This window comes from Candidatus Viridilinea mediisalina (genome assembly GCF_002532535.1).
In the GTDB taxonomy this organism is placed as follows: Bacteria; Chloroflexota; Chloroflexia; order Chloroflexales; family Chloroflexaceae; genus Viridilinea; species Viridilinea mediisalina.
This window is the reverse complement of the sequence record NZ_NQWI01000042.1, coordinates 20,866-40,399: the sequence shown is the minus strand read 5'-3', so window position 1 is coordinate 40,399 and position 19,534 is coordinate 20,866. Positions and strand designations below refer to the sequence as shown.

Sequence of the window (19,534 nt, the reverse complement as noted above, 5' to 3'; positions counted from 1 at the left end):
AGAACAGGAGAACAGGAGAACAGGAGAACAGAGAACAGGAGAACAGGAGAACAGGAGAACAGAGAACAGGAGAACAGGAGAACAGGAGAACAGGAGAACAGGAGAACAGGAGAACAGGAGAACAGAGAACAGGAGAACAAAGAACAAACTAAACTACATATGCTACCGATTGTACCCAAGCGCAGGGGCATCTGTCAAACCTTATACCATTTACGATTGCAGATTGCAGATTGCAGATTGCAGATTGCAGATTGTAGATTGCCGATTGCCGAACAATGGCGTCACAAATTGCCACTTGCAACAGTCGCAACATACTCACTCTGCACTAGCCCATTGGCGTAGCTGCGCGTAGCCACATGCTGCCACCAGCGTTCTGCGGGCAAGGAGCCAAAGAGGGGGAGGCCATGCCCAAGCAGCACCGGCACACGTGTGAGAATCATGCGCTGAATGAGCCCTGCTGCAAGAAAGCGCTGGATGGTCTGCCCACCATCAATGTAGGCATGGCGCAAGCCGCGTGCTGCGAGGCGCTCAACGAGTTCCTGTGGTGCGCCTGCCATCACCGTAACGCTATGTGCAAGCTCCGCCGGGATGGTGAGCGGGCGTTGCGTGAGTACCACCACGGGTTTGTCGTCATAGGGCCATGTGGCAAAGCCTCGCACCAGATCGTAGGTAGCACGCCCCATTACCAGCACATCAACTGAGGCGAAGAAGGCTTGGTAACCATAATCTTCGCCTGGATCATCTCCGCTTGGCAGCCAATCGATAGCTCCATCCGCACGAGCAATGAAGCCATCGAGCGAGGTGGCAAGGTAAATGGAAGTTTGCATTGGTTCCCCGTGACGTTGGCTTCGACACGCTCAGCCAACGTCCTCCGCCCCGGTTCTACCTACATACCATACCACCCTTTATACCGTTCGAGTGGGCCAAAAGATACGGTCGGGTGGTACAATTGCTCATCTTCAAGATTCTTTGAGAGATTGCCTTATACCATTTACGATTGTAGATTGCAGATTGCAGATTGCCGAACATAGCGTCCCAATGGGCTTTCGCGTTCTTGATAATGCGGCATGTTCAAGGGTAATTGGTATTATGCCTACTGGTACGATTACTGCCATCAAAGCCCAGGTGAATGACCCGCAGCGCGTCAATATTTTTATTGACGGCGAGTTTGCGTTGGGGATTGGGCTCAACACGCTGGCCAACGAGGGCTTGTGGGTGGGCATGGAGCTTGATGAGGCGGCGTGGATGCGCCTAGAGGCGGCGGCGCAGGCGGAACAGGCGCTGCGCATCGCGCTGCGCATGCTTGATAGACGCCCCCACGCTGCTGCTGAGGTGCGGCAGCGTTTGCGCCAAAAGGGTGCTACGCCTGCAAGTATTGAGCAGGCACTGGTGCGCCTAACTGAGTTGGGTCTGCTTGATGATGCGGCCTTTAGCCAGCTTTGGGTTGAACAGCGCCAGCGCCAGCGTTCGCGGGGCATCCATGCGCTGCGTGACGAACTGCGGCGTAAAGGTGTTGACCGCGCCACGATTGAGCAGACCCTCGCCCAGAGTGATGCGTCCGACCCAGAGGCCGAGGCGGAGCGTGCGGAAGCGTTGGCGCGCCATCTGCTGCCGCGCTATGCCACGAGCCGCGACAAGGCTACGTTCCAACGGCGCTTGGGCGGCCTGCTGCAACGCCGTGGCTTTAGTCTTGCAGTGATTAGTCCGATTCTTGGTATACTTTGGGCAGAACTGCAAGACCATGAGGATGATGCAGACATTTAGGTGGGGCTGCGCCCTACACGCTCTTTGCTCTTTCGTCGAAACCAGCCTGTGGAAACTAGGCGGCGCGATCTAGGACTTCGTGTGCATCCTGATGCCGCAAACCTATTTTCTATTTTCTCGTTTCTATATCCTTAAGCGGCACAGCCGCTCTCAACCCGCCCGCCGCAAGGCGTAACCTAAGGAAGCCCTTACATGCCTGATATTCAATACCTCGGCCACGCCTGCTTTCGCCTACGCGGGCGTGACGGGATTGTGTTGTGTGATCCCTACAACCGTACTATTGGTATAGACATGGGGCGGCCTACCGCCCATATTGTGACCGTTAGCCATGATCATCCCGACCACAATAATGTCGCCCAGGTGCGCCCGATGCGCGAACGGCTCTTTGTGGTCGAAGGGCCGGGCGAGTATGAAGTCGGTGGTATCATGATTGGGGGTGTCACCACCTACCACGATAAGCTCAAAGGGGCCGAACGGGGCCGTAATATCGTCTATGTGATCCACCTTGATGAGATCGTCTTCTGCCACTTGGGCGACTTGGGCCACGAGTTGAGCCAGAGCCAGCTTGAGGCTATTGGCAATGTGGATGTTCTCTTCATCCCAGTGGGTGGCGGCGAGACAATTGGCCCGGCTGAGGCGGTGAATGTGATCAGTCAGCTTGAACCGCGCGTCGTGATCCCTATGCACTACGCAAGCCCCCAACTCTCCTTCGATTATCCCCTTGAGCCACTCGAACGCTTCATCAATGAATTGGGCCACAAAGAGGTGAGCCCAGAAGATAAGGTGAGCCTCAATGCGAGCAATTTGCCCGCTGAAGGCGAAGAGACCCGTCTGGTGGTGATGCGATCGAGTGTATGACCGATATGAGGTACAGAGATTTTCACCACAGAGGCACCGAGGACACAGAGGTTTTGGTGAGGTGCTACCTCTCTGTGCTCTCTGTGTCTCTGTGGTGAAAACCTCTTTATCTCTGTAGGTACCCAAACTTCCCCCACAACCCACACGATTACAAGCGCAAAAAACGTGCGAGCATCGTTTGTATCTATGAATCCCAACATGGAACGAGGGGGTGTCAAATAGCATAGTGGCAGCACCCCTGCACTGCCCGATCAGCAAGCAGCATGTGAACGCGATGGAGTCAATTGATAACAGATACCAGTGTGGGTCGGGGTTAACCGTTGGGTGACCGACCCATATGTTTTATGTAAGGAGCAGAGCCGGTATGGCCAGGTACATCTTTGTTACTGGTGGGGTGGTCTCGTCTGTAGGCAAAGGCATCGGCGTGGCCTCGATCGGGCGGCTACTCAAGAGCCGGGGGCTGCGTGTGTCAATCCTCAAGCTCGACCCCTACCTGAACGTTGATCCCGGTACGATGTCGCCCTACCAGCACGGCGAGGTCTTTGTTACGGAAGATGGCGCCGAGACCGATCTGGATTTGGGCCATTACGAACGTTTCATTGACGAGAATCTTACCCGCTTGAGCAATGTGACGACGGGCCAGATCTACTCGGCAGTGATTAGTAAAGAGCGTCGTGGTGACTATTTGGGCGGGACGATTCAGGTGATCCCCCATATTACCAATGAGATTAAGTCGCGGATTGCCGCAGTTGGGCGGCAGTGTAATGCCGATGTGGTGATTGTTGAGATTGGTGGTACGGTGGGCGACATCGAGAGCCTGCCCTTCCTTGAGGCGATCCGCCAGATGCGTAAGGACGTAGGGCGCGATCATGTGCTCTACATCCATGTGACGCTCTTGCCCCATATTGGTTCGACGGGTGAACTCAAGACGAAGCCGACCCAACATTCGGTGATGGCATTACGCAATGTGGGCATTACCGCCGATGTGATCCTCTGTCGCGCCGATTATGCGATTAGCGACGAGATCCGCGATAAGGTGGCCTTTTTTGCCGATGTTGATTCGCATGCGGTTATTCCGGTGCAGACGGTGGAGTCGATCTATGAGGTGCCGCTGGTTTTGGAAGATGCCGGTTTGGGCGATTACCTCTGCGACCGTTTGGGGTTGAAGCGCATCATGCCCGACCTGACCCCGTGGCACGATCTGGTCAAACTGATCCGAAGGCCCAAGCGTGTCATTCCGCTGGCCCTGGTAGGCAAGTATGTCGAATTGAAAGACGCCTACATCAGTGTGGTCGAGGCGCTGCGCCATGCCGGACTGCACCAAGAGTATGACATAGACATCCATTGGGTCTCGTCGGAGCAGATCGAGCGCGAAGGCGTCGAGCGGCTCCTCTCGAAGGTCTACGGGATCGTTGTGCCCGGTGGCTTCGGCGACCGTGGGGTTGAGGGCAAGATCATGGCCGCCGACTATGCCCGCCGCAACAACATCCCCTACTTAGGGCTGTGTCTGGGTATGCAGTGCGCCACCATCGCCTTTGCGCGCCAGGTCTTGGGCACCAACGAGGTGCATAGTACCGAGTTTGTGCCCAACACGCCCCATCCGGTGATTGACTACATGCCTGATCAGCGCGACATCACCGATAAGGGCGGGACGATGCGGCTGGGACGTTACCCATGTGTGTTGGTGCCGGGCACGCGCGCCCATGCCGCCTATGGAGTGACCCAGGTTGAAGAGCGCCACCGCCACCGCTTCGAGTTTAACAACAAGTATCGCACCACCCTCGAGGCTGCCGGGTTTGTGATTAGTGGCCATTCGCCCGACGGGCGCTTAGTAGAGATCATCGAACTGCGCGACCACCCCTGGTTCGTAGCCAGCCAATTCCACCCGGAGTTCCTCTCGCGTCCCAACCGGCCCCACCCACTCTTCCACGACTTCGTAGCCGCTGCGGCGCGCACGCAACGGGCCCACGAGCCGCAGCAACTGCGCCTCAGCGAACCAGAGGCGCACCAAGACCTCCGCGCCTGGGTGGCGGTTGAGGTGTCGTAGTACGTTGTTGTAGAGGGAGAGAGGTTTTTACCACAGAGGCACCGAGGGCACAGAGGTATTGTAGCTGGAGTGCTCGCTGGGAAACGGAGATTTTTCGACCGAGTTGTTGTAGAGGGAGAGAGGTTTTTACCACAGAGGCACCGAGGGCACAGAGGTATTGTAGCTGGAGGTAATGCCAACAGGTGGTTGCCTTGCTACAAATTTCTCTGTGTTCTCTGTGTCTCTGTGGTGAAATTCTTTGCATCTCTTCAAAAACTCTATCCCTGAAGCAAACATTCTGTCCGCCCATAAACGGTGCGGAACGATAGGGGCATTGCCCGCCCCACCATAATCTGCAATCTCCAATCTGCAATCTGCAATCTCCAATGGTACGCAAGGCTCAACTCCCCCACAGGATGCTCAGAATCACCGCTACCAGGCAGCCAATCCCGATTACGAAGCAGAACTGTGCGGTGCGGAGGAGGTTGGCTTTGCGTTGCAGGAGGCGGCGATAGGCTTGATCCATTTCGCTGAGGTTGTCTCGTTGGTAGCTGGTGCGCTGTGGCAGCACGACGAGCATTGCGGCCAGCAGTGCGCCGAAGAAGAGGCAGACGCCGATTGAGCCGGCCCAGCGCACGACAGGCTGCTGTAGGTAGGCGGGCTGGTTGCTCAGCGCCAGGACGGCAAAGAGGAGGCCGTACAACGACGCCCTCATGGTGGCGGCACGCGCCCCACCTGCCAGGTCAGGTGCGCTGCGCTTGGTTCATTGGAGCGCGTCAAAAACCCTTTACACACCAAAAGGTGCTGCCTGGTCTCAATGAACCGCGTGAGAACGCGGCGGAGCAAAAAAGTCTCTACCTGAAAGGGTAGGGGGTGAGGGCCATCCTGGGCATCCCAAAGCCCTATTGGTCGCTACAGAAGCAACCGTTCTGTGCTCGTCATACCATTTACGATTGTAGATTGCAGATTGCAGATTGCCGAACATGGCATTCCAATGGGCTTTCGCGTTCTTGATAATGCGGCATGTTCAAGGGTAATTGGTATCACTCATCACTCGTCACTCATCACTCGTATCAGCGCTTCACCGCAACACGCATGCGCTCATCGCAGCCGACGGGGTTTTTGCAGCGTAGGCTGTAGACCGCTTCGTCGTTGCCTCGGTAGATGACTTCACGCCCGCGCTGGAGCAGCTCATCGCGCCGCCAGACGTTGGGGTAGCCGCATTTGGTGCAGGTGTACTGGATACTTGGGTTGGTCTCACTCATTGTTGCTTCCTTCCAACATCTGGGCGATGAGGCTCTGGTAGGGCTCAGCGAGTTGGCTGAGATCTGCGGGGGTGCCTTGCAGCCATGCGCTAACCTGACGCAGCGCCGCCGCCGCTGCCAACCAGGGCGAGCCGGGTGCCTCGCCCGCTGCCGCTTGCTCGGCGGCTTGCGCCAGGCCCTGCGCCGCCCACCCGCGCTCGGCGGCGGTGCGATCGGGCTGTTGCAGCAACTGGATGCCCTGTTGCAGCAGCGGGGCCACTTGGGAGATGATTTGTAGCTCGGCCCGCTGCGCGGGGCTCAACTGGCTGAGCATCGCTTCCACCATGGCGGCTGTGGGGGCGGGGGCGGGCGTTGGGGGCGCGGCGGGCTGCCCGCTGATCTGCTGCTCCATGGTCTGGAGCGCCTGGCTAAACATGGCGGGCAGGGCATCCGTAGAGCAGGGGGGTGGTGGGTAATGATCGCCAAGTAGCACGTATTATCGGGGTGTAGGTGGCAAGATCGCCGTCTACTTCATGTTCGGTTGCTTTAGAACACGCTTGCATAATTCACCATTGTGGTGTAAGATGGTGTAACACATAAGGAGAGTACTATGAAAACAAGAGGTAAGTCCAGAAAGGCTGTAAAGAGAGTTGACAAAGAAAGTGTACGGGCATCTATTAGTTTTCCAATCGAGGATTATGAAAAACTAGAGCAAGCCGCAGTAGACAAGCGCGTCTCTCTAGCTTGGGTTGTTCGAGAGGCTGTAAGGGAATATCTTGCTTCAACGTTCTCGCATTCCAGTAAGGAGTAATATGAGCCGCACAACAGATTTACAGAATATCAAGAATGCGCTAATCGACAACGTTGTGTTGGAATCTTCCGATTACGTTGTAGCAGAAGGAGACTCATTGTCACTTATTAGAAACATGCCTACGAGTAGTGTTTCGCTAATTCTTACAGATCCACCTTACCATTCGACTAAGAAAAGTAATATTCTAGGAGATAAGGCTTTCAGAACAGATCAGGATTATTTGAGTTGGATGGAAAATTATATACGGGAATGGAAGCGGGTATTGCGACCAAATGGCTCAATATTTTGCTTTTGTGCCTCAGACATGGCTGCTAGGTTAGAATTGGTATTTACCCGTGAGTTTAACGTCCTTGCACAAGTTGTATGGACTAAACCGAATGATCCTGGTTTTGATGGCTGGAAGCAAAAAATGAAAAAGGAAGCTTTAAGACAGTGGTACGCTCATAGCGAGCGTATCATATTTGCAGAGCCTGCCACTGAGGGTAATTTGCACAGATCCTACTTCGGGAGCATGTTGCGAGAATTTCGACAAAAAGCAGAATTAACCGGTCATCAACTCACGAAGCTAACTGGCGCATACGGGCGAGTAAATCATGGTGGAGCAGTCTCAAATTGGGAGACCGGTCGAAATATCCCTAGTCGTGAACAGTATCAGAAAATCTGCTATGCGCTTCTGTCCACAGGCAAAATTGACACTATGCCTGCGTATGAAGATGTAATCCGTCCTTTTAATATTGATGCATCTAAAGAATTTACCGATGTATGGAATTTCCCATCTGTTCGCCCATATAAAGGCAAACATCCTGCTGAAAAACCCGCTACTCTTTTGGAGCATGCAATAGAAGCTACAACATTTCCAGGAGACATTGTTCTTGATTGCTTTGCTGGATCGGGGAGTACAGCACTTGCAGCACTCCGGCTTGGGCGCCGGTCAGTCGCAATTGAAATCTCCTCCTTATGGGCAAAACAAATATCTTGGAACATCAAAGTCGCAACTCGAAGTCTTTCAGTTATACCAGAAGAAGAGGTCAAGCAAGTTCCTTTAGAACTTGAAGCTGGAGTCTACTAATCCTTACTTGGGAAGGGTATAACCCTCTTGAATATTTCGGTCAATAACCTGTCCCATCCAAATTAAAGTTTGATCGATTCCGGAGTCTTTGACAACTACATTGCAATGATGGTGACCCCATCCGAGATTATATGGCTTGTGACCATATCTTCCGAGTCGTAATTCATCTATATGAAAAAGATTTAATTGAGTTATAGTCAAATCATGCACAGTTCTGCCTTCAGCTTGCGCTACTCGATTAAAAAAACCATCGGCTGAGATTTCCTCCAAACACAATGGACACATAGTTGTACCGTTTTTACTGACAAGCCTCTTATCTTGTAACTGGTTCATATCAAGTAATGTTGACTTCATGCACTCATTTTTGTTGTGTTCTTTCCGCTTTGTGGCACCAGATACGGTCATTCCTTGTGCAGTTACTACCTCTAGGGCGTCTTTGCACAACCAAAATAGTGCCTCTAGCTGTAATCTGCATTTCTTGATAATGACCGAACTTGCATATTCATAGACTCGGATGCCAGCACCCTTGGTTGGTTTAGAGGTGTACCCTCTGATGATCTTTTCGCCTCCGTCAATAGCTGTGGTTGCAGACACTCGCGCCACATATTGTCCGTCAAGAGGTGCAGAACGACGATTAGCATAAGTCCAACCTAAATTGTCTGGATTGTAATTACGCCAGTCTGAACGAGTTTCATAAAATACTAGAGCGTTTTCTCCTAACTTCAAACCATTTACAGCCATCTTCTGTTCAATATCGGGGGTTTCAAAATATGTTTCCGGCGAAAAAAGGGCGATAAAACCTCTTTCAAATGTAGTTTCTCCTTCTGGATAAATCGAAGCGCTTTTCCAATATTCATAAGGAATCAATACAGTACTATTTCGGGCTACGCGGTTTTGGAATATCTCATCATCATCGGCACCGCGAGTTTGACCAGTTTTGTAAATTTTCCGGTCTAATAGTTTTGGGAGTTTAGGTAATTTAGGGTCGCGAGGGGCTCTTTGCTTATTAGACATGTGAATCTCCCTTTTATAAGACAAGCTTTGCCTCTAATATCATATCAAAGATGTCAATAGCCAATATAACTGGGTAGAATAGGCAATCGAACAGTGCCTTGCGCACTGACGCCGCTGGTGTGGCCCTGGCTAGGCTCGACTTTTAGCGGTGGTGCTATACCTATAGCCAAAGGCGCTCATCACGCCTGCCGGTGCGTGGCTGCCGTCGACCGTTAGCCTAATGCCCTGGATTTGAGAAAGGCTTGGCTGGGGATGCGCTGGCCCACCCGCCCGCGCAGCAGCCGCACGCTATCATCAGGCTGTAGCCCGCCCAACTGGTGGCCCTGCGCGGCGGATGGGTAGAAGTATTCGTGTGGTAGCCCGACTGGTGCCTGGCGGGTCGTGAAGAGCAGGTGGACACCCTGGTCGGCTAAGAGGCGCACGAGGCGCTGGAGGGCGGCAGCCTCGCGCTGTTGCGCCTGGTCAAACGCGGCCTCGTGGGGCGCGCCCGCCTCGTTGCGCCCCAGCCGCCAGAGCACGGTCTCGTAGTTGTCCCAGATCAGCAAGGTGCGGGGACGCCTGCGCAGCGCCTCGACTAGGGCTAGTTCCTGCGCCTCGGCAGCCTCGGGCTGCTCAAAGGCCGGGTGCTGGAGGCCCAGCAGTTCCGCCAGGGTGCGGCGCACCGTTGCCGCACTGAGCAGCGCGTGTTCGCCGGGGAGGAAGAGGCTGAGGGCGATGATGCCGTCACTGAAGGCGAAGCGCAGCCGTTGGGCCAACGCATTGACCAGGGCGGTCTTGCCCATGCCGCCTGGGCCACGGATGGTCACGATCTGCTGCCGTTCGATGAGAAAGAGGCGCGCTAGGTCGAGCAGTTCGCGGTCGCGGCCAATCAACTGCTCGGGCGCCCGCAGTTGGGCCGTGCGCGGCGGCGGCGGCTCTAGGGGCGGCAGCGGTGCGCTCAGGGTAGGGCGCTGCACCTGCCAACTATGGCCATGGGCGAGGTAGAGCACGGGGATGGCCCACTCCTGCGCGGTGCCGCGAAACTGGTTCTTGAGTTGCAGCCGTGCGCGGTAGAGCGCCTGGGCCGGATGGTGGCCGGCGGCCAGGAAGCGATAGAAGGTACGGGCGAAATGGGCCGCCGCTTCATCGAGTACCTGGTACTGCGTGCCGAGTACCGCCGGGATGCCGTGCTGCACCAGGGCCAGGGCCAGATTCGCCTCCGGCTCGCGGCTGTCGGCGGTGCGGCAGGCATTGAGAAAGGCGAAGGCGGTCAAGCCGCGCAGGTCGGCGGCGAGGTCGGCCACCGGGCGGGCGTCCATGCAGCCGGTGCCGTCATCGAAGCAGAGCAGCGGCTTGCCATTGAGCACATCGCCGTGGCCGGTATAGTGGAAGAGCAGCGGATCACTGGTCGCTAGGTCGTCAATCAGCGCCTGGCGCGTCGGCGCGATGCGCTGCCAGCGGATGGGCGCAGGCGGCTGCTGGCGCAGCAGATCGTCACGCAGCAGATCTAGCTCCTGCACCACCTTGAGCGGTGGCAAGGGCTGGTAGCCGCTAAAGAGGCCCGTCTGCGGGTCGCGCACCTCGGCAACGAGCGGATCACTGCCCATCGCCACCAGCCGCCAGGGCAAACTCGGCGCGGGTGGCTCCGGCAGCGGCGCATTGGGCACCTCACGCACAACGAGATAGTTGAAGATCAGGAAATCGCTACCATCGTGCAGATACTCCCAGGGAATGGCGGCCAGTTCCGGATCGGCGCTCTGGAGGCTGAGCAGGCTGGCCAGTTGGGGCGCACGGGGCAGCGCCGCGAGGGCGGAGTGCAAAGAAAGCCGGCCCGCCGAGGGCAGCAAAGAGCCGTTGGCCATAGGCGACCGGATCGGCGGGCACGGGGCGTTGCGAAGGGAGCGGCTGGTCCACCAAGAGCGCAGCGGGCTCAAAAGTAGCAAGGAGTTGATCGCCCAAGCGGGCAGCGGCGCGGTCACTGGCAGTACGCTGGAGGGCAATCGTGATTGGCATGGGGTTCCTATTTCCTATTTGCTACTTCCTCATTTCCTTCCCACTACTTCTTCTTCCCCCGGGGTACGGGTTGGTTGTGCTTGACCTTGCCGCGAGGTACGGCGGGAGCGGCAGCGCCTGCACCGGCAGCAGCGGCGCTACTGGTGGCCGCTTGGCGAATTTTGGCTGCCTCGGCGGCAATGGCGGGATTGACCTGAGCCTGTGGGCTGCTTTGGGCCAATAGGAGCGGCCTGATGGCGTCTATGTCGTTGCTGTGGCAATTCTTGAACTTCTTGCCACTGCCGCATGGACAGGGATCGTTGCGGCCAGGCAGATTGATGACACGGCGCAGGGGTTTGCCTGCAAGATTGGCCATTTCGCTACTGCCACCCATCGCCCGCGCTGAAGCCAAACGGGCCTGCTGCTCCGCCTCCATCTGGCGGATATAGCGCTCGTAGCCGAAGGATTGCGGAATGAACTGGTAGACCACCTCGCGGGTGATGTTCTCCTTCAACTGTTCAAACATGCCAAAGGATTGGCGGCGGAACTCAACCAGCGGGTCTTTCTGGGCATACGCTTGCAGCAGAATCGTCTGGCGCAACTCGTCCATTGCGGTCAGATACTCGATCCACTGGCGGTCAATCGCGCTCAGCATGAGCCGCCGTTCAAACTCGCGCATCTGCTCATGGGTAATTGCCGCTTCGCGCTCTTCGTAGACTCGTTCCAACTCACTGATCAACCAATCCTCAATTGCCTCACGGCTCTTGCCCTCTAGGCTGGCACTGGTGTGGCTCGCCTCAAGGCTCGGGTTGATCTGGCGGTAGCGCCGCAGCAATTCATCTAGATTCCACTCATAGGCATCAGCCTCAGCGGGCAACTCTTCGTCTACAAGGGCAGCAATCTCCTCGCCGATCATCTCACGGATCTGCTCGTTGACATCTTTACCATCAAGAATTTCGCGCCGATCTTTATAGATAATCTGGCGCTGCTTGTTCATCACATCGTCAAACTCAACGGTATGCTTACGCAGATCAAAGTTATAGCCCTCAACCCGCGTCTGGGCACTCTCGATGGTACGGTCGAGGATACTAGCCTCAATTGGTACATCATCGTCCAAGAAACGATCCATCAGCCCCTTGATCTTATCAACCGGGCCGAAACGGCGCATCAGTTCATCTTCGAGCGAAATGAAAAAGCGCGACGAACCGGGATCGCCTTGGCGTCCGGCACGACCACGCAACTGGTTGTCAATCCGGCGCGACTCGTGGCGCTCGGTACCAATGATGTGCAAGCCACCAAAGTCACGCACATCAACCCCCTCCTGCGCGGTGAGGCGGAGCGCCTCGGCGCGAGCTGCAGCGATCTGCTCAGGGGTAGCCTCTTCAAACTTAACCTTCTGCGCGGCCAGCAGATCATCAACTAAGCCATCGGGGTTGCCACCGAGCAGAATGTCGGTACCACGACCGGCCATGTTGGTGGCGACCGTCACGGCACCTTTGCGCCCGGCCTGGGCCACAATCGTCGCCTCGCGTTCGTGGAACTTCGCATTGAGAACGTGGTGCTTGACACCAGCACGGTTCAAGAGGGTACTGACCCGCTCGGAGGTTTCCACCGAGGTGGTACCAATCAGCACCGGGCGGCCCAGTTCGTGCATCTCCTGAACCTCGCGCACCACCGCATTAAACTTCCCGTCTTCACTGCGATAGATCTGGTCAACCAGATCTTCGCGTACCGAAGGCTTGTTGGTAGGAATAATGACCACATCGAGGTTGTAGATCTTCGCAAACTCCTCACGCTCGGTATAGGCCGTGCCGGTCATACCCGAAAGCTTTTGGTACATGCGGAAATAATTTTGAAACGTGATCGTTGCGAGGGTCACATTTTCATTCTTAACCAGCACACCCTCTTTCGCCTCAACCGCCTGATGCAACCCATCGGACCAACGGCGTCCGGGCATGGCGCGGCCAGTGAATTCGTCTACAATAACGATTTCACCCTGATCTGAGATCATGTAGTCTTTATCTTTTTGAAAGATAAACTGCGCCTTGAGCGCATTTTCTACATAGTGGGTCTTTTCATAGTGTTCGGCATCATAGAGGCTCTCACCTGGCGGAATACGCAGGCGCCGTTCCATCTCCTCAATGCCCTGCTCAGTGAGGGTAATACTCTTGGTACGTTCTTCGATAAAGAAGTGGCCATCAGGTTCAATCCCCTCGTCCTTAACCTGCTTCGGGGTCACCGTACAGCGGCGCAACCCCTTGACCAAGCCAGCCATTTGGCCATAGAGATCAGAGGACTTCTGGGCCGGGCCAGAGATAATCAGAGGCGTGCGAGCCTCATCAATCAGAATATTATCCACCTCGTCAACAATGGCGAAATGGAGTTGCCGCTGGGCCATTTGAGCCTTCTCGTAGGCCATATTATCGCGTAGATAATCGAAGCCAAACTCATTGTTGGTTCCGTAGGTAATATCTGCGGCATACGCCTCATGGCGTTTCACCGGACGCCAATGGACAAGGCGTTGATCTTCGGGATTAGCCTTCTCATCAATATAGGTCGGATCAAAGACCGCACTCTGGTCGTGGGCAATAAAGCCAACTTGGAGCCCCAAGAAGTGGTAGATCGGAGCCATCCAACCGGCACCAACCTTAGCCAGATAATCATTGACCGTCACCAAATGGGCACCCTTACCCTCAAGGGCATTGAGGTAGAGCGGCAAAGTGGCCACGAGCGTCTTCCCTTCACCCGTCTTCATCTCGGCAATCTTGCCCTCGTGGAGCACAATCCCACCGATAAGCTGCACATCATAGTGGCGCATACCAACCGTGCGGCGGGCCGTCTCGCGCACCGTTGCAAACGCTTCGGGCAAGATGTCATCGAGACTCTCACCCTCAGCGAGGCGCGCCTTGAAAGTTTCCGTCTTTGCGGCCAGGGCCGCATCACTGAGCGCCTGATACTCCGCTTCAAGCGCATTAATTGCGTCAACCTTAGGCTGAATCTGGCGTACCGCCTTATCGTTGGTATCGCCCACCAGCTTTTTGAGCCAATTGAGCATTGCGAACTCCGTTCGCTGAAGTGCGTAATCCAAGCTTATGTAGGGGCTTGCGCCTCACTCAAAAAGCTCCTTTTTGTTGCGCTGTGGCCGCAAAGCGGCCACAGCGCAACAAAAAAGAGGATTTGAGGCGTAGCCCCAACCACGGGTTGTAGGGCGGCAGCCCTAGAGGTTTTGCGGGGGCTTACCTTCCTACCAGCCATTATACATGAGGCGTACCCTGTGGGGCAACCAAACAGATTTGCAACAGCGCACCGTGCCCCTACCGTACCTCCCGATCAACGCTGCACCAATGGTAAAAAGACCACGCTACCAATGGTGAAATTGAGCTCATAGGTCTCCAGGATGGTTCCGTCGGCGTGTTGAGCGACAATGCGGATGCGGGTCGCTCCGTGGGGCAAGGGCTCTGCCGGGGTGCAGCGCCAGGCTCCGGTCTGCTCTGCTGCACTGGTTTGACAGATCAACTGCTCCGCAGTGGCCAATGTTTGGCGTTGGGTGGGGGGCGCATCAGTCAGCATGGAGATGCGAATCAAGGCGTGTGGCGGGGCACTGCCCTGGAAGGTAGGCGGGTTCACGGTGCTGCGGGTACCCTCCAGAGGCGTTTGCAGGCTTAAGGCATGGGTAGCAGTCGCCACAAAATCCTGGCCACGCAGATCACCCGTGAGCCTGATCGTGCGGGTTGCTGGCGTAAAGCTAAAGCCTGCTAACTGAGGCGTCAGGGTGAGCACCTGACCAGAGGTGAGGCCAGTGAGCGTGTAGTTGCCATCGGCCCCACTTATACCATTTACGATTGTAGATTGCAGATTGCAGATTGCAGAACATGGCGTCCCAATGGGCTTTCGCGTTCTTGATAATGCGGCATGTTCAAGGGTAATTGGTATTACCACCTTGTGCGTCTCGTCGGAAAGTGTGACCCCAGCGAGACTATGGCCATCACTGGTGGTGATGCGCCCGGAGATGCTGTAATGCGCTGGCACTGGCGTAGCAGTGGGTGGCAGTGAGATCGCGGCGGGCGTGGTGGTGGCAGTGGGTGGTAGCGGGATCTCGGTCACCGTCGCAGTGGGCGGCAGCGGGGTCGCCGTCGGTGCCACGGTGGCGGTGGGCGGCAGCGGGGTCGCCGTCGGTGTCACGGTGGTGGTGGGCGGCAGCGGGGTCGCCGTCGGTGTCACGGTGGCGGTGGGCGGCAGCGGGGTCGCCGTCGGTGTCACGGTGGCGGTGGGCGGCAGCGGGGTCGCCGTCGGTGCCACGGTAGCGGTGGGCGGCAGCGGGGTCGCCGTCGGTGTCACGGTGGCGGTGGGCGGCATCACCGTGGCGGTGGGTGGTAGCGGGGTCGCGGTGGGCGTCACGGTGGCGGTGGGGGTAGCATGCGCTGCAATGGTAATCATGGAGCATGCCTGATCACCCAACTGCGCCCCTACCGCATAGCTCAAAGTGAGCCAAAAGCTCCGCTCGTGATCAGCGAATATGGCATCGTTCAGTGGAATAGTGATCAACTGACGGGTCTCGCCCGCAGCAAAGTGCAGATTGCCAGCCAGCGCGATCGCACGATCACCCGTAGCGTGGTACTGCACCGTCACCGGGCCGCTGGCGGCGGTGCTCAACTGCACCTCCACGGTGATACTGCTGCTACCCTGGGCCACCGTGTAGCTCGCTTGGCTGAAGTTGAGCGTTGGGATGGAGGCGTCCTCCAGCGGAGTGAAGTGCATGGGGAGATCAAGGATCTCATCACCCCTCAGGACAAACGTGTGCTGCTCTGGTACTGCGTTATAGCCGGGCAACAAGGCGCGTAGCGTCACCGATCCCTGGGGCACATTGGTCAGCGTATAGGCACCAGTCGCATCACTGAGCGCCGTCTGACCACGGGCCACCAGCGTCACCCCGGCCAGGCGCGCGCCCGCCATGTCGGTGACGTGCCCACGGATCGTGGACGTCTGGATGGCGAGGGGATCGCGGGGGACGGTGGACTGACCTTCGTGATTTGACCCCCAACAACGCGCATTGCCATCCTCTTGCAATGCACAGGTGTGATTGCTTCCTGTGGTAATTTGGGTAACATAACCAAGATTGCTTGGTACGTTAAGCTGTCGAAAGAGATGAGAATCTTGGCCCCAACAGCGCACACTCCCATCCTCTTGCAGTGCGCAGGTATGGTTTCTACCAACACTAATTTGGGTTACACGATCTAGGTCATCAGGTACAGAACTCTGCCCATGTGTATCCGAACCCCAACAATGTATGCTACCGTCTTCACGTAATGCACATGCGTGACTACCTAAACTGAGCTGAGTTACAAATCCAAGATCGTCTGGAAAATGTTGTAGTACCCCGCCATCAACACCCCAACAGCGTACATTGCCGTCTTCACGCAGCGCACAGTTGTAATTGCCTCCTGCGCTAATCTGAATTTGGACAACGTGGTTTACATCATCGGGTACCGTACTCAGTCCACTCCAATTATCACCCCAACAGCGTACATTGCCGTCCTCACGCAGCGCACAGGTATGATAGGCTCCTGTGCTAATTTGGGCAACGTGGTTTAGGTCATCGGGGACTGTGATCTGTCCATTCGAATCCACACCCCAACAGCGTACATTGCCGTCCTCACGCAGCGCACAGGTATAATCGGCTCCTGTGCTAATTTGGACAACGTGATTTACGTCATCGGGTACTGTACTCTGTCCACATTCATTCCATCCCCAACAACGTACGCTACCATCTGCACGTAGCGCACAGGTATTAGCATGGTGCATACTGAATTGAGTGACAACTCCAAGATCATCAGGTACGTCGTTATTTCTATATCCATTCCATCCCCAACAACGCAGAGTACCGTACTTACCAAGAGTGCATGTTTGATCGAGAAAAGCTTTCACATAGAAAACGGGTTCGATATTATCATGTACATCGATCTGTCCGTGCAAATTATATCCCCAACAACGCAAGCTGCTATTCTCAATAACTACACAGGTATGACTTGAACCGGCACTGACTTGTGTTACATGACCAAGATCATTTGGTATGCTCGTTTGTCCGGATCCGTTTGCACCCCAACAGCGTATACTGCCATCGGCAAGAAGGACACATGTGTGGCCTGCACCAGCACTGATCTGGATAACCTGACTAAGATCGTCTGGTACGTTAGGATCAATCTGACCGCCTACTCCCCAACACTGTACACTATCATCCGCAAAAAGGGCACAGGTATGAGATCCGCCAGCACTGATTTGGATAGCTTGGTCGAGATTATTTAATAAATCAGTTGTCAGAGACGAGAGCCAACCCCAACAGCGTATGCGACCATTTTCAAGGAGCGCACAGGTATGAAAACCACCAGCGCTAACTTGAATAGCAGACCCAAGATTAGCTGGTACATTTGTCCGTCCATCGGTATGCAATCCCCAACAATACACCCGTCCAGCTTCGTTAACTGCACAAGCGTGATCAAAACCCATGCTAATTTGGGTGGCTCTATTGAGATGACTTGGTGGTTGTATTCTTAAATTGTGATACGAGTTGCCCCAACAGCGTATACTGCCATCCGCAAGAAGGACACAGGTATTCGTATTATTAGCACTTACTTGAATGACAGTCCCAAGATCATCCGGTACCGTACTCCAAGCTCCCCAACAGTACAACTGCCCCGCCGCGTTGATCACACAGGTGTGACTGCCCCCTGCCTCAATCTGAACCAGCCCTGGCTCAATGGGCGGCACAATCTCATCCGCTAGGGTAAAGAGGTTATCCTCTTTGTTCTGCTCGACAATCTGATTGCGGCCATCCACATGTGAAGGTGAGCGCAAATGGCCCGCTGCGGCTAGGATGCCAGGCATGGGTTGCCGTAACAGTATGCGTGCCTGCTTCACGATAGCCCAGGTAGATCGTTTCGCTAAAGACGACCGCGCTGTGTTGGGTGATGGTGATCAGCAGGGTGGGGTTGTGGATGGAGGCAGCGGTGCTGAAGACAACGGTGGGGGTGATGAGCGTGTTGAGTTGGCTTGTTCCAGGCAAGGGGTCTGCTACAGCGATGGCCACAACATCCCCTACCTGTTGGGTATTTGGGAAGGCAGGAATACAGAGTTCGGTGCTGTCTACCCGATCGGCCCAGAAGGTGTGCAACACATCGGCCCAGGTGATGCCATCACTGGCCAGGGCCGGATTGATGAATGCATAGGGATGCGGGTTCTCTACGCTCACTGTGCTGGTGTACCAGTCGGCGATGCCGTTGAGCACAACCTGACCCGATGCGTCGCTCCATGCGCCAAGATCGGCGTAGAGGCTTAGGCCCGCGCCTGCGCTGAAGTCCCAGGCGTGATCACCGAACCAGGGCGTGCCATGCTGTTCGCGTTTGGCATGTAGTGCCGCCTGCAGCGCCGCGATACTCTCCTCGGCAGCGCCACCGACAGGGGTATGTGCTCCAAAGTGCGCTTGGAGCTGCTGTAGAAAGGTGGCGAGATCAACCAGCGCATCGGGCGGGCAGAGTTCCCAATCTTGCGGTGGGCAGGCGGTCGTATCGTAGTGCAGACTGGCCGCATACGCCGCCTGCATCAATTGCCGGTAGGTATTGGTGCGCTCGGCATCGCTCAAGCCTTGGTACAACAGCGAGGCCAAATGATCAAAGCGCGCCTTGAGCGCAGTAAGGTGGCGCGTCTCCACCGCCACCAGCACATGGGGATGCTCATCATCGGGCAGCGTCGTATGATAGGCGTCAATCAGCGCTTCCGCCATCTCCGGCGGACTCTGCCTCGGTGCAAGCGCGGCTAGGCCCGCGCCCAGCAACTCTGGCGCGTAGAAGGTATAGTTGGGTGCGCCAGTGAGCATGTGGACATAGTTGCGTAGCGCATAGAACTGCTCAAACGAAGCGCCGTAGCATTGCGAGAAGTCAATCACATCCAGTGGATACGCGCCATTCCCGGAGCCAATCCGCGCCATTTCGCTCGCTGCATGGATGGAGAAGAAACTCGGCTCAGGGTTGACATCGCTCCAATCGGGGCTGCCCCCGATCCGCAAAGGGAGCGGCGACAAACCCTGGGCGGATGTTCCCGTTCCCACCATCTCGCTAAGGGCAGAGGGTGAGGCAAAGAAGGGCGGCACGATGCCCATCTCTGGCGCGACATAGAGGCCATGGCCTACAACCGAGAGGGTAGTGCGAGTAGCGGGAAACTGCGTCCGCGCCCACCAGACAAAATTGCCCAAAAAGACCCCATCGGTCGCATCCACCTCTGGCGTCATCTCCGGCCATTGCGCGGTAATATTGGTCTGCACGCCATCTTGGATCTTGTAGATCGCATCGGGCGTAGTGCCACTACGATCGACCAAGAGAATCGCGCTCTTCGCCGGCTGCCCCAGCGACGCATCCACAAGCGCTTGCATGGTCTCGTGGTAGTAGGTATCTAAATAGACGGTACTTGTGATATAGCCATCGAATTGTAGAATATAGATCGCAGTGAGGCTATCTTCCGCACATCCCATGGGAGGTTCAGGCATACCATCTTCGCACACAGCACGATCCTGCCCATAAACCACAGGCATGTCAATCAGCGCGACGAACGCGAGCATGATCAACAGGAGGCCGCCAATAAGCCACATGGTGCGCGTGTGCATTGTTTGCTCCTTGGTGTTAGAGGTTGTCTGAAAAGCCCGGGGGCACACGCTGGAGTGCCGGCTTTAGCCGGCTAAAGCCGGCACTCCAACGCGTGTTACGTCGTGTGTAATGACATAAAAACTC

14 protein-coding genes are annotated in these 19,534 nt (G+C 55.9%); 4 read left to right on the top strand and 10 right to left on the bottom strand.

From position 1 onward, the window contains the following. Positions 1-281: 281 nt before the first annotated feature. Positions 282-827, bottom strand: a complete 546-nt coding sequence (locus CJ255_RS10855) for a dihydrofolate reductase family protein (protein ID WP_097644123.1) — start codon at positions 825-827, stop codon at positions 282-284. Positions 828-1,038: 211 nt separating this feature from the next. On the opposite strand from CJ255_RS10855, the gene CJ255_RS10850 reads away from it, so the two are divergent. The 3 genes from CJ255_RS10850 (at position 1,039) to pyrG (ending at position 4,669) form a co-directional block, all read left to right on the top strand. Next, on the top strand, positions 1,039-1,764 hold the full coding sequence (locus CJ255_RS10850) for a regulatory protein RecX (RefSeq protein ID WP_245863323.1): 726 nt from the start codon (positions 1,039-1,041) through the stop codon (positions 1,762-1,764). A 192-nt stretch (positions 1,765-1,956) separates the two neighbouring features. Then, complete coding sequence (locus CJ255_RS10845; RefSeq protein WP_097644121.1) at positions 1,957-2,622, top strand: MBL fold metallo-hydrolase; 666 nt, start codon at positions 1,957-1,959, stop codon at positions 2,620-2,622. Positions 2,623-2,986: 364 nt separating this feature from the next. Continuing rightward, positions 2,987-4,669, top strand: coding sequence for a CTP synthase (gene pyrG / locus CJ255_RS10840; RefSeq protein ID WP_097644120.1), 1,683 nt, complete (start codon positions 2,987-2,989; stop codon positions 4,667-4,669). Positions 4,670-5,048: 379 nt separating this feature from the next. Here pyrG and CJ255_RS10835 read toward each other — a convergent pair whose 3' ends face one another. The 3 genes from CJ255_RS10835 to CJ255_RS10825 form a co-directional block, all read right to left on the bottom strand. Beyond that, positions 5,049-5,363, bottom strand: coding sequence for a hypothetical protein (locus tag CJ255_RS10835; RefSeq protein WP_174714065.1), 315 nt, complete (start codon positions 5,361-5,363; stop codon positions 5,049-5,051). A 358-nt stretch (positions 5,364-5,721) separates the two neighbouring features. Beyond that, complete coding sequence (locus CJ255_RS10830) at positions 5,722-5,913, bottom strand: hypothetical protein (protein ID WP_097644119.1); 192 nt, start codon at positions 5,911-5,913, stop codon at positions 5,722-5,724. Beyond that, positions 5,906-6,328 (bottom strand): hypothetical protein, encoded by a 423-nt coding sequence (locus CJ255_RS10825; protein ID WP_097644118.1) that lies wholly within the window; start codon positions 6,326-6,328, stop codon positions 5,906-5,908. The genes CJ255_RS10830 and CJ255_RS10825 overlap by 8 nt, the downstream gene beginning before the upstream one ends. A gap of 376 nt (positions 6,329-6,704) precedes the next feature. Between CJ255_RS10825 and CJ255_RS10815 the strand changes: the two genes are divergently transcribed. Beyond that, positions 6,705-7,772 carry a DNA-methyltransferase gene (locus tag CJ255_RS10815; protein ID WP_097644116.1) on the top strand — a complete coding sequence of 356 codons (1,068 nt, stop codon included), beginning with the start codon at positions 6,705-6,707 and terminating at the stop codon, positions 7,770-7,772. Positions 7,773-7,775: 3 nt separating this feature from the next. Here CJ255_RS10815 and CJ255_RS10810 read toward each other — a convergent pair whose 3' ends face one another. From CJ255_RS10810 to CJ255_RS10790, 6 genes are all read right to left on the bottom strand, one after another. Next, positions 7,776-8,786 (bottom strand): BstXI family restriction endonuclease, encoded by a 1,011-nt coding sequence (locus CJ255_RS10810; protein ID WP_097644115.1) that lies wholly within the window; start codon positions 8,784-8,786, stop codon positions 7,776-7,778. A gap of 212 nt (positions 8,787-8,998) precedes the next feature. Next, a complete protein-coding gene (locus CJ255_RS10805; RefSeq protein WP_245863322.1) occupies positions 8,999-10,585 on the bottom strand; it encodes a CHAT domain-containing protein in 1,587 nt (528 codons plus the stop codon). Further along, the gene (locus CJ255_RS24435) at positions 10,470-10,778 is read right to left on the bottom strand and encodes a hypothetical protein (protein ID WP_245863321.1); all 309 of its coding nucleotides are present in this window, start codon (positions 10,776-10,778) and stop codon (positions 10,470-10,472) included. Before CJ255_RS24435 ends, CJ255_RS10805 begins: the two co-directional genes overlap by 116 nt. 43 nt (positions 10,779-10,821) lie before the next feature. Beyond that, positions 10,822-13,812 (bottom strand): preprotein translocase subunit SecA, encoded by a 2,991-nt coding sequence (secA, locus tag CJ255_RS10800; protein ID WP_097644114.1) that lies wholly within the window; start codon positions 13,810-13,812, stop codon positions 10,822-10,824. Between the two features lie 275 nt (positions 13,813-14,087). Further along, on the bottom strand, positions 14,088-17,639 hold the full coding sequence (locus CJ255_RS24430) for a carboxypeptidase regulatory-like domain-containing protein (protein ID WP_097644113.1): 3,552 nt from the start codon (positions 17,637-17,639) through the stop codon (positions 14,088-14,090). Then, positions 17,548-19,410 carry a hypothetical protein gene (locus CJ255_RS10790; protein ID WP_097644112.1) on the bottom strand — a complete coding sequence of 621 codons (1,863 nt, stop codon included), beginning with the start codon at positions 19,408-19,410 and terminating at the stop codon, positions 17,548-17,550. The genes CJ255_RS24430 and CJ255_RS10790 overlap by 92 nt, the downstream gene beginning before the upstream one ends. Between the last annotated feature and the right edge of the window lie 124 nt (positions 19,411-19,534).

Bases quoted from the DNA above. Each gene is read 5' to 3' on its own strand.
- CJ255_RS10855 (WP_097644123.1), bottom strand. From the start codon at position 827: ATGCAAACTTCCATTTACCTTGCCACCTCGCTCGATGGCTTCATTGCT.
- CJ255_RS10850 (WP_245863323.1), top strand. From the start codon at position 1,039: ATGGGCTTTCGCGTTCTTGATAATGCGGCATGTTCAAGGGTAATTGGT.
- CJ255_RS10845 (WP_097644121.1), top strand. From the start codon at position 1,957: ATGCCTGATATTCAATACCTCGGCCACGCCTGCTTTCGCCTACGCGGG.
- pyrG (WP_097644120.1), top strand. From the start codon at position 2,987: ATGGCCAGGTACATCTTTGTTACTGGTGGGGTGGTCTCGTCTGTAGGC.
- CJ255_RS10835 (WP_174714065.1), bottom strand. From the start codon at position 5,363: ATGAGGGCGTCGTTGTACGGCCTCCTCTTTGCCGTCCTGGCGCTGAGC.
- CJ255_RS10830 (WP_097644119.1), bottom strand. From the start codon at position 5,913: ATGAGTGAGACCAACCCAAGTATCCAGTACACCTGCACCAAATGCGGC.
- CJ255_RS10825 (WP_097644118.1), bottom strand. From the start codon at position 6,328: ATGTTTAGCCAGGCGCTCCAGACCATGGAGCAGCAGATCAGCGGGCAG.
- CJ255_RS10815 (WP_097644116.1), top strand. From the start codon at position 6,705: ATGAGCCGCACAACAGATTTACAGAATATCAAGAATGCGCTAATCGAC.
- CJ255_RS10810 (WP_097644115.1), bottom strand. From the start codon at position 8,786: ATGTCTAATAAGCAAAGAGCCCCTCGCGACCCTAAATTACCTAAACTC.
- CJ255_RS24435 (WP_245863321.1), bottom strand. From the start codon at position 10,778: ATGCCAATCACGATTGCCCTCCAGCGTACTGCCAGTGACCGCGCCGCT.
- secA (WP_097644114.1), bottom strand. From the start codon at position 13,812: ATGCTCAATTGGCTCAAAAAGCTGGTGGGCGATACCAACGATAAGGCG.
- CJ255_RS24430 (WP_097644113.1), bottom strand. From the start codon at position 17,639: ATGCCTGGCATCCTAGCCGCAGCGGGCCATTTGCGCTCACCTTCACAT.
- CJ255_RS10790 (WP_097644112.1), bottom strand. From the start codon at position 19,410: ATGCACACGCGCACCATGTGGCTTATTGGCGGCCTCCTGTTGATCATG.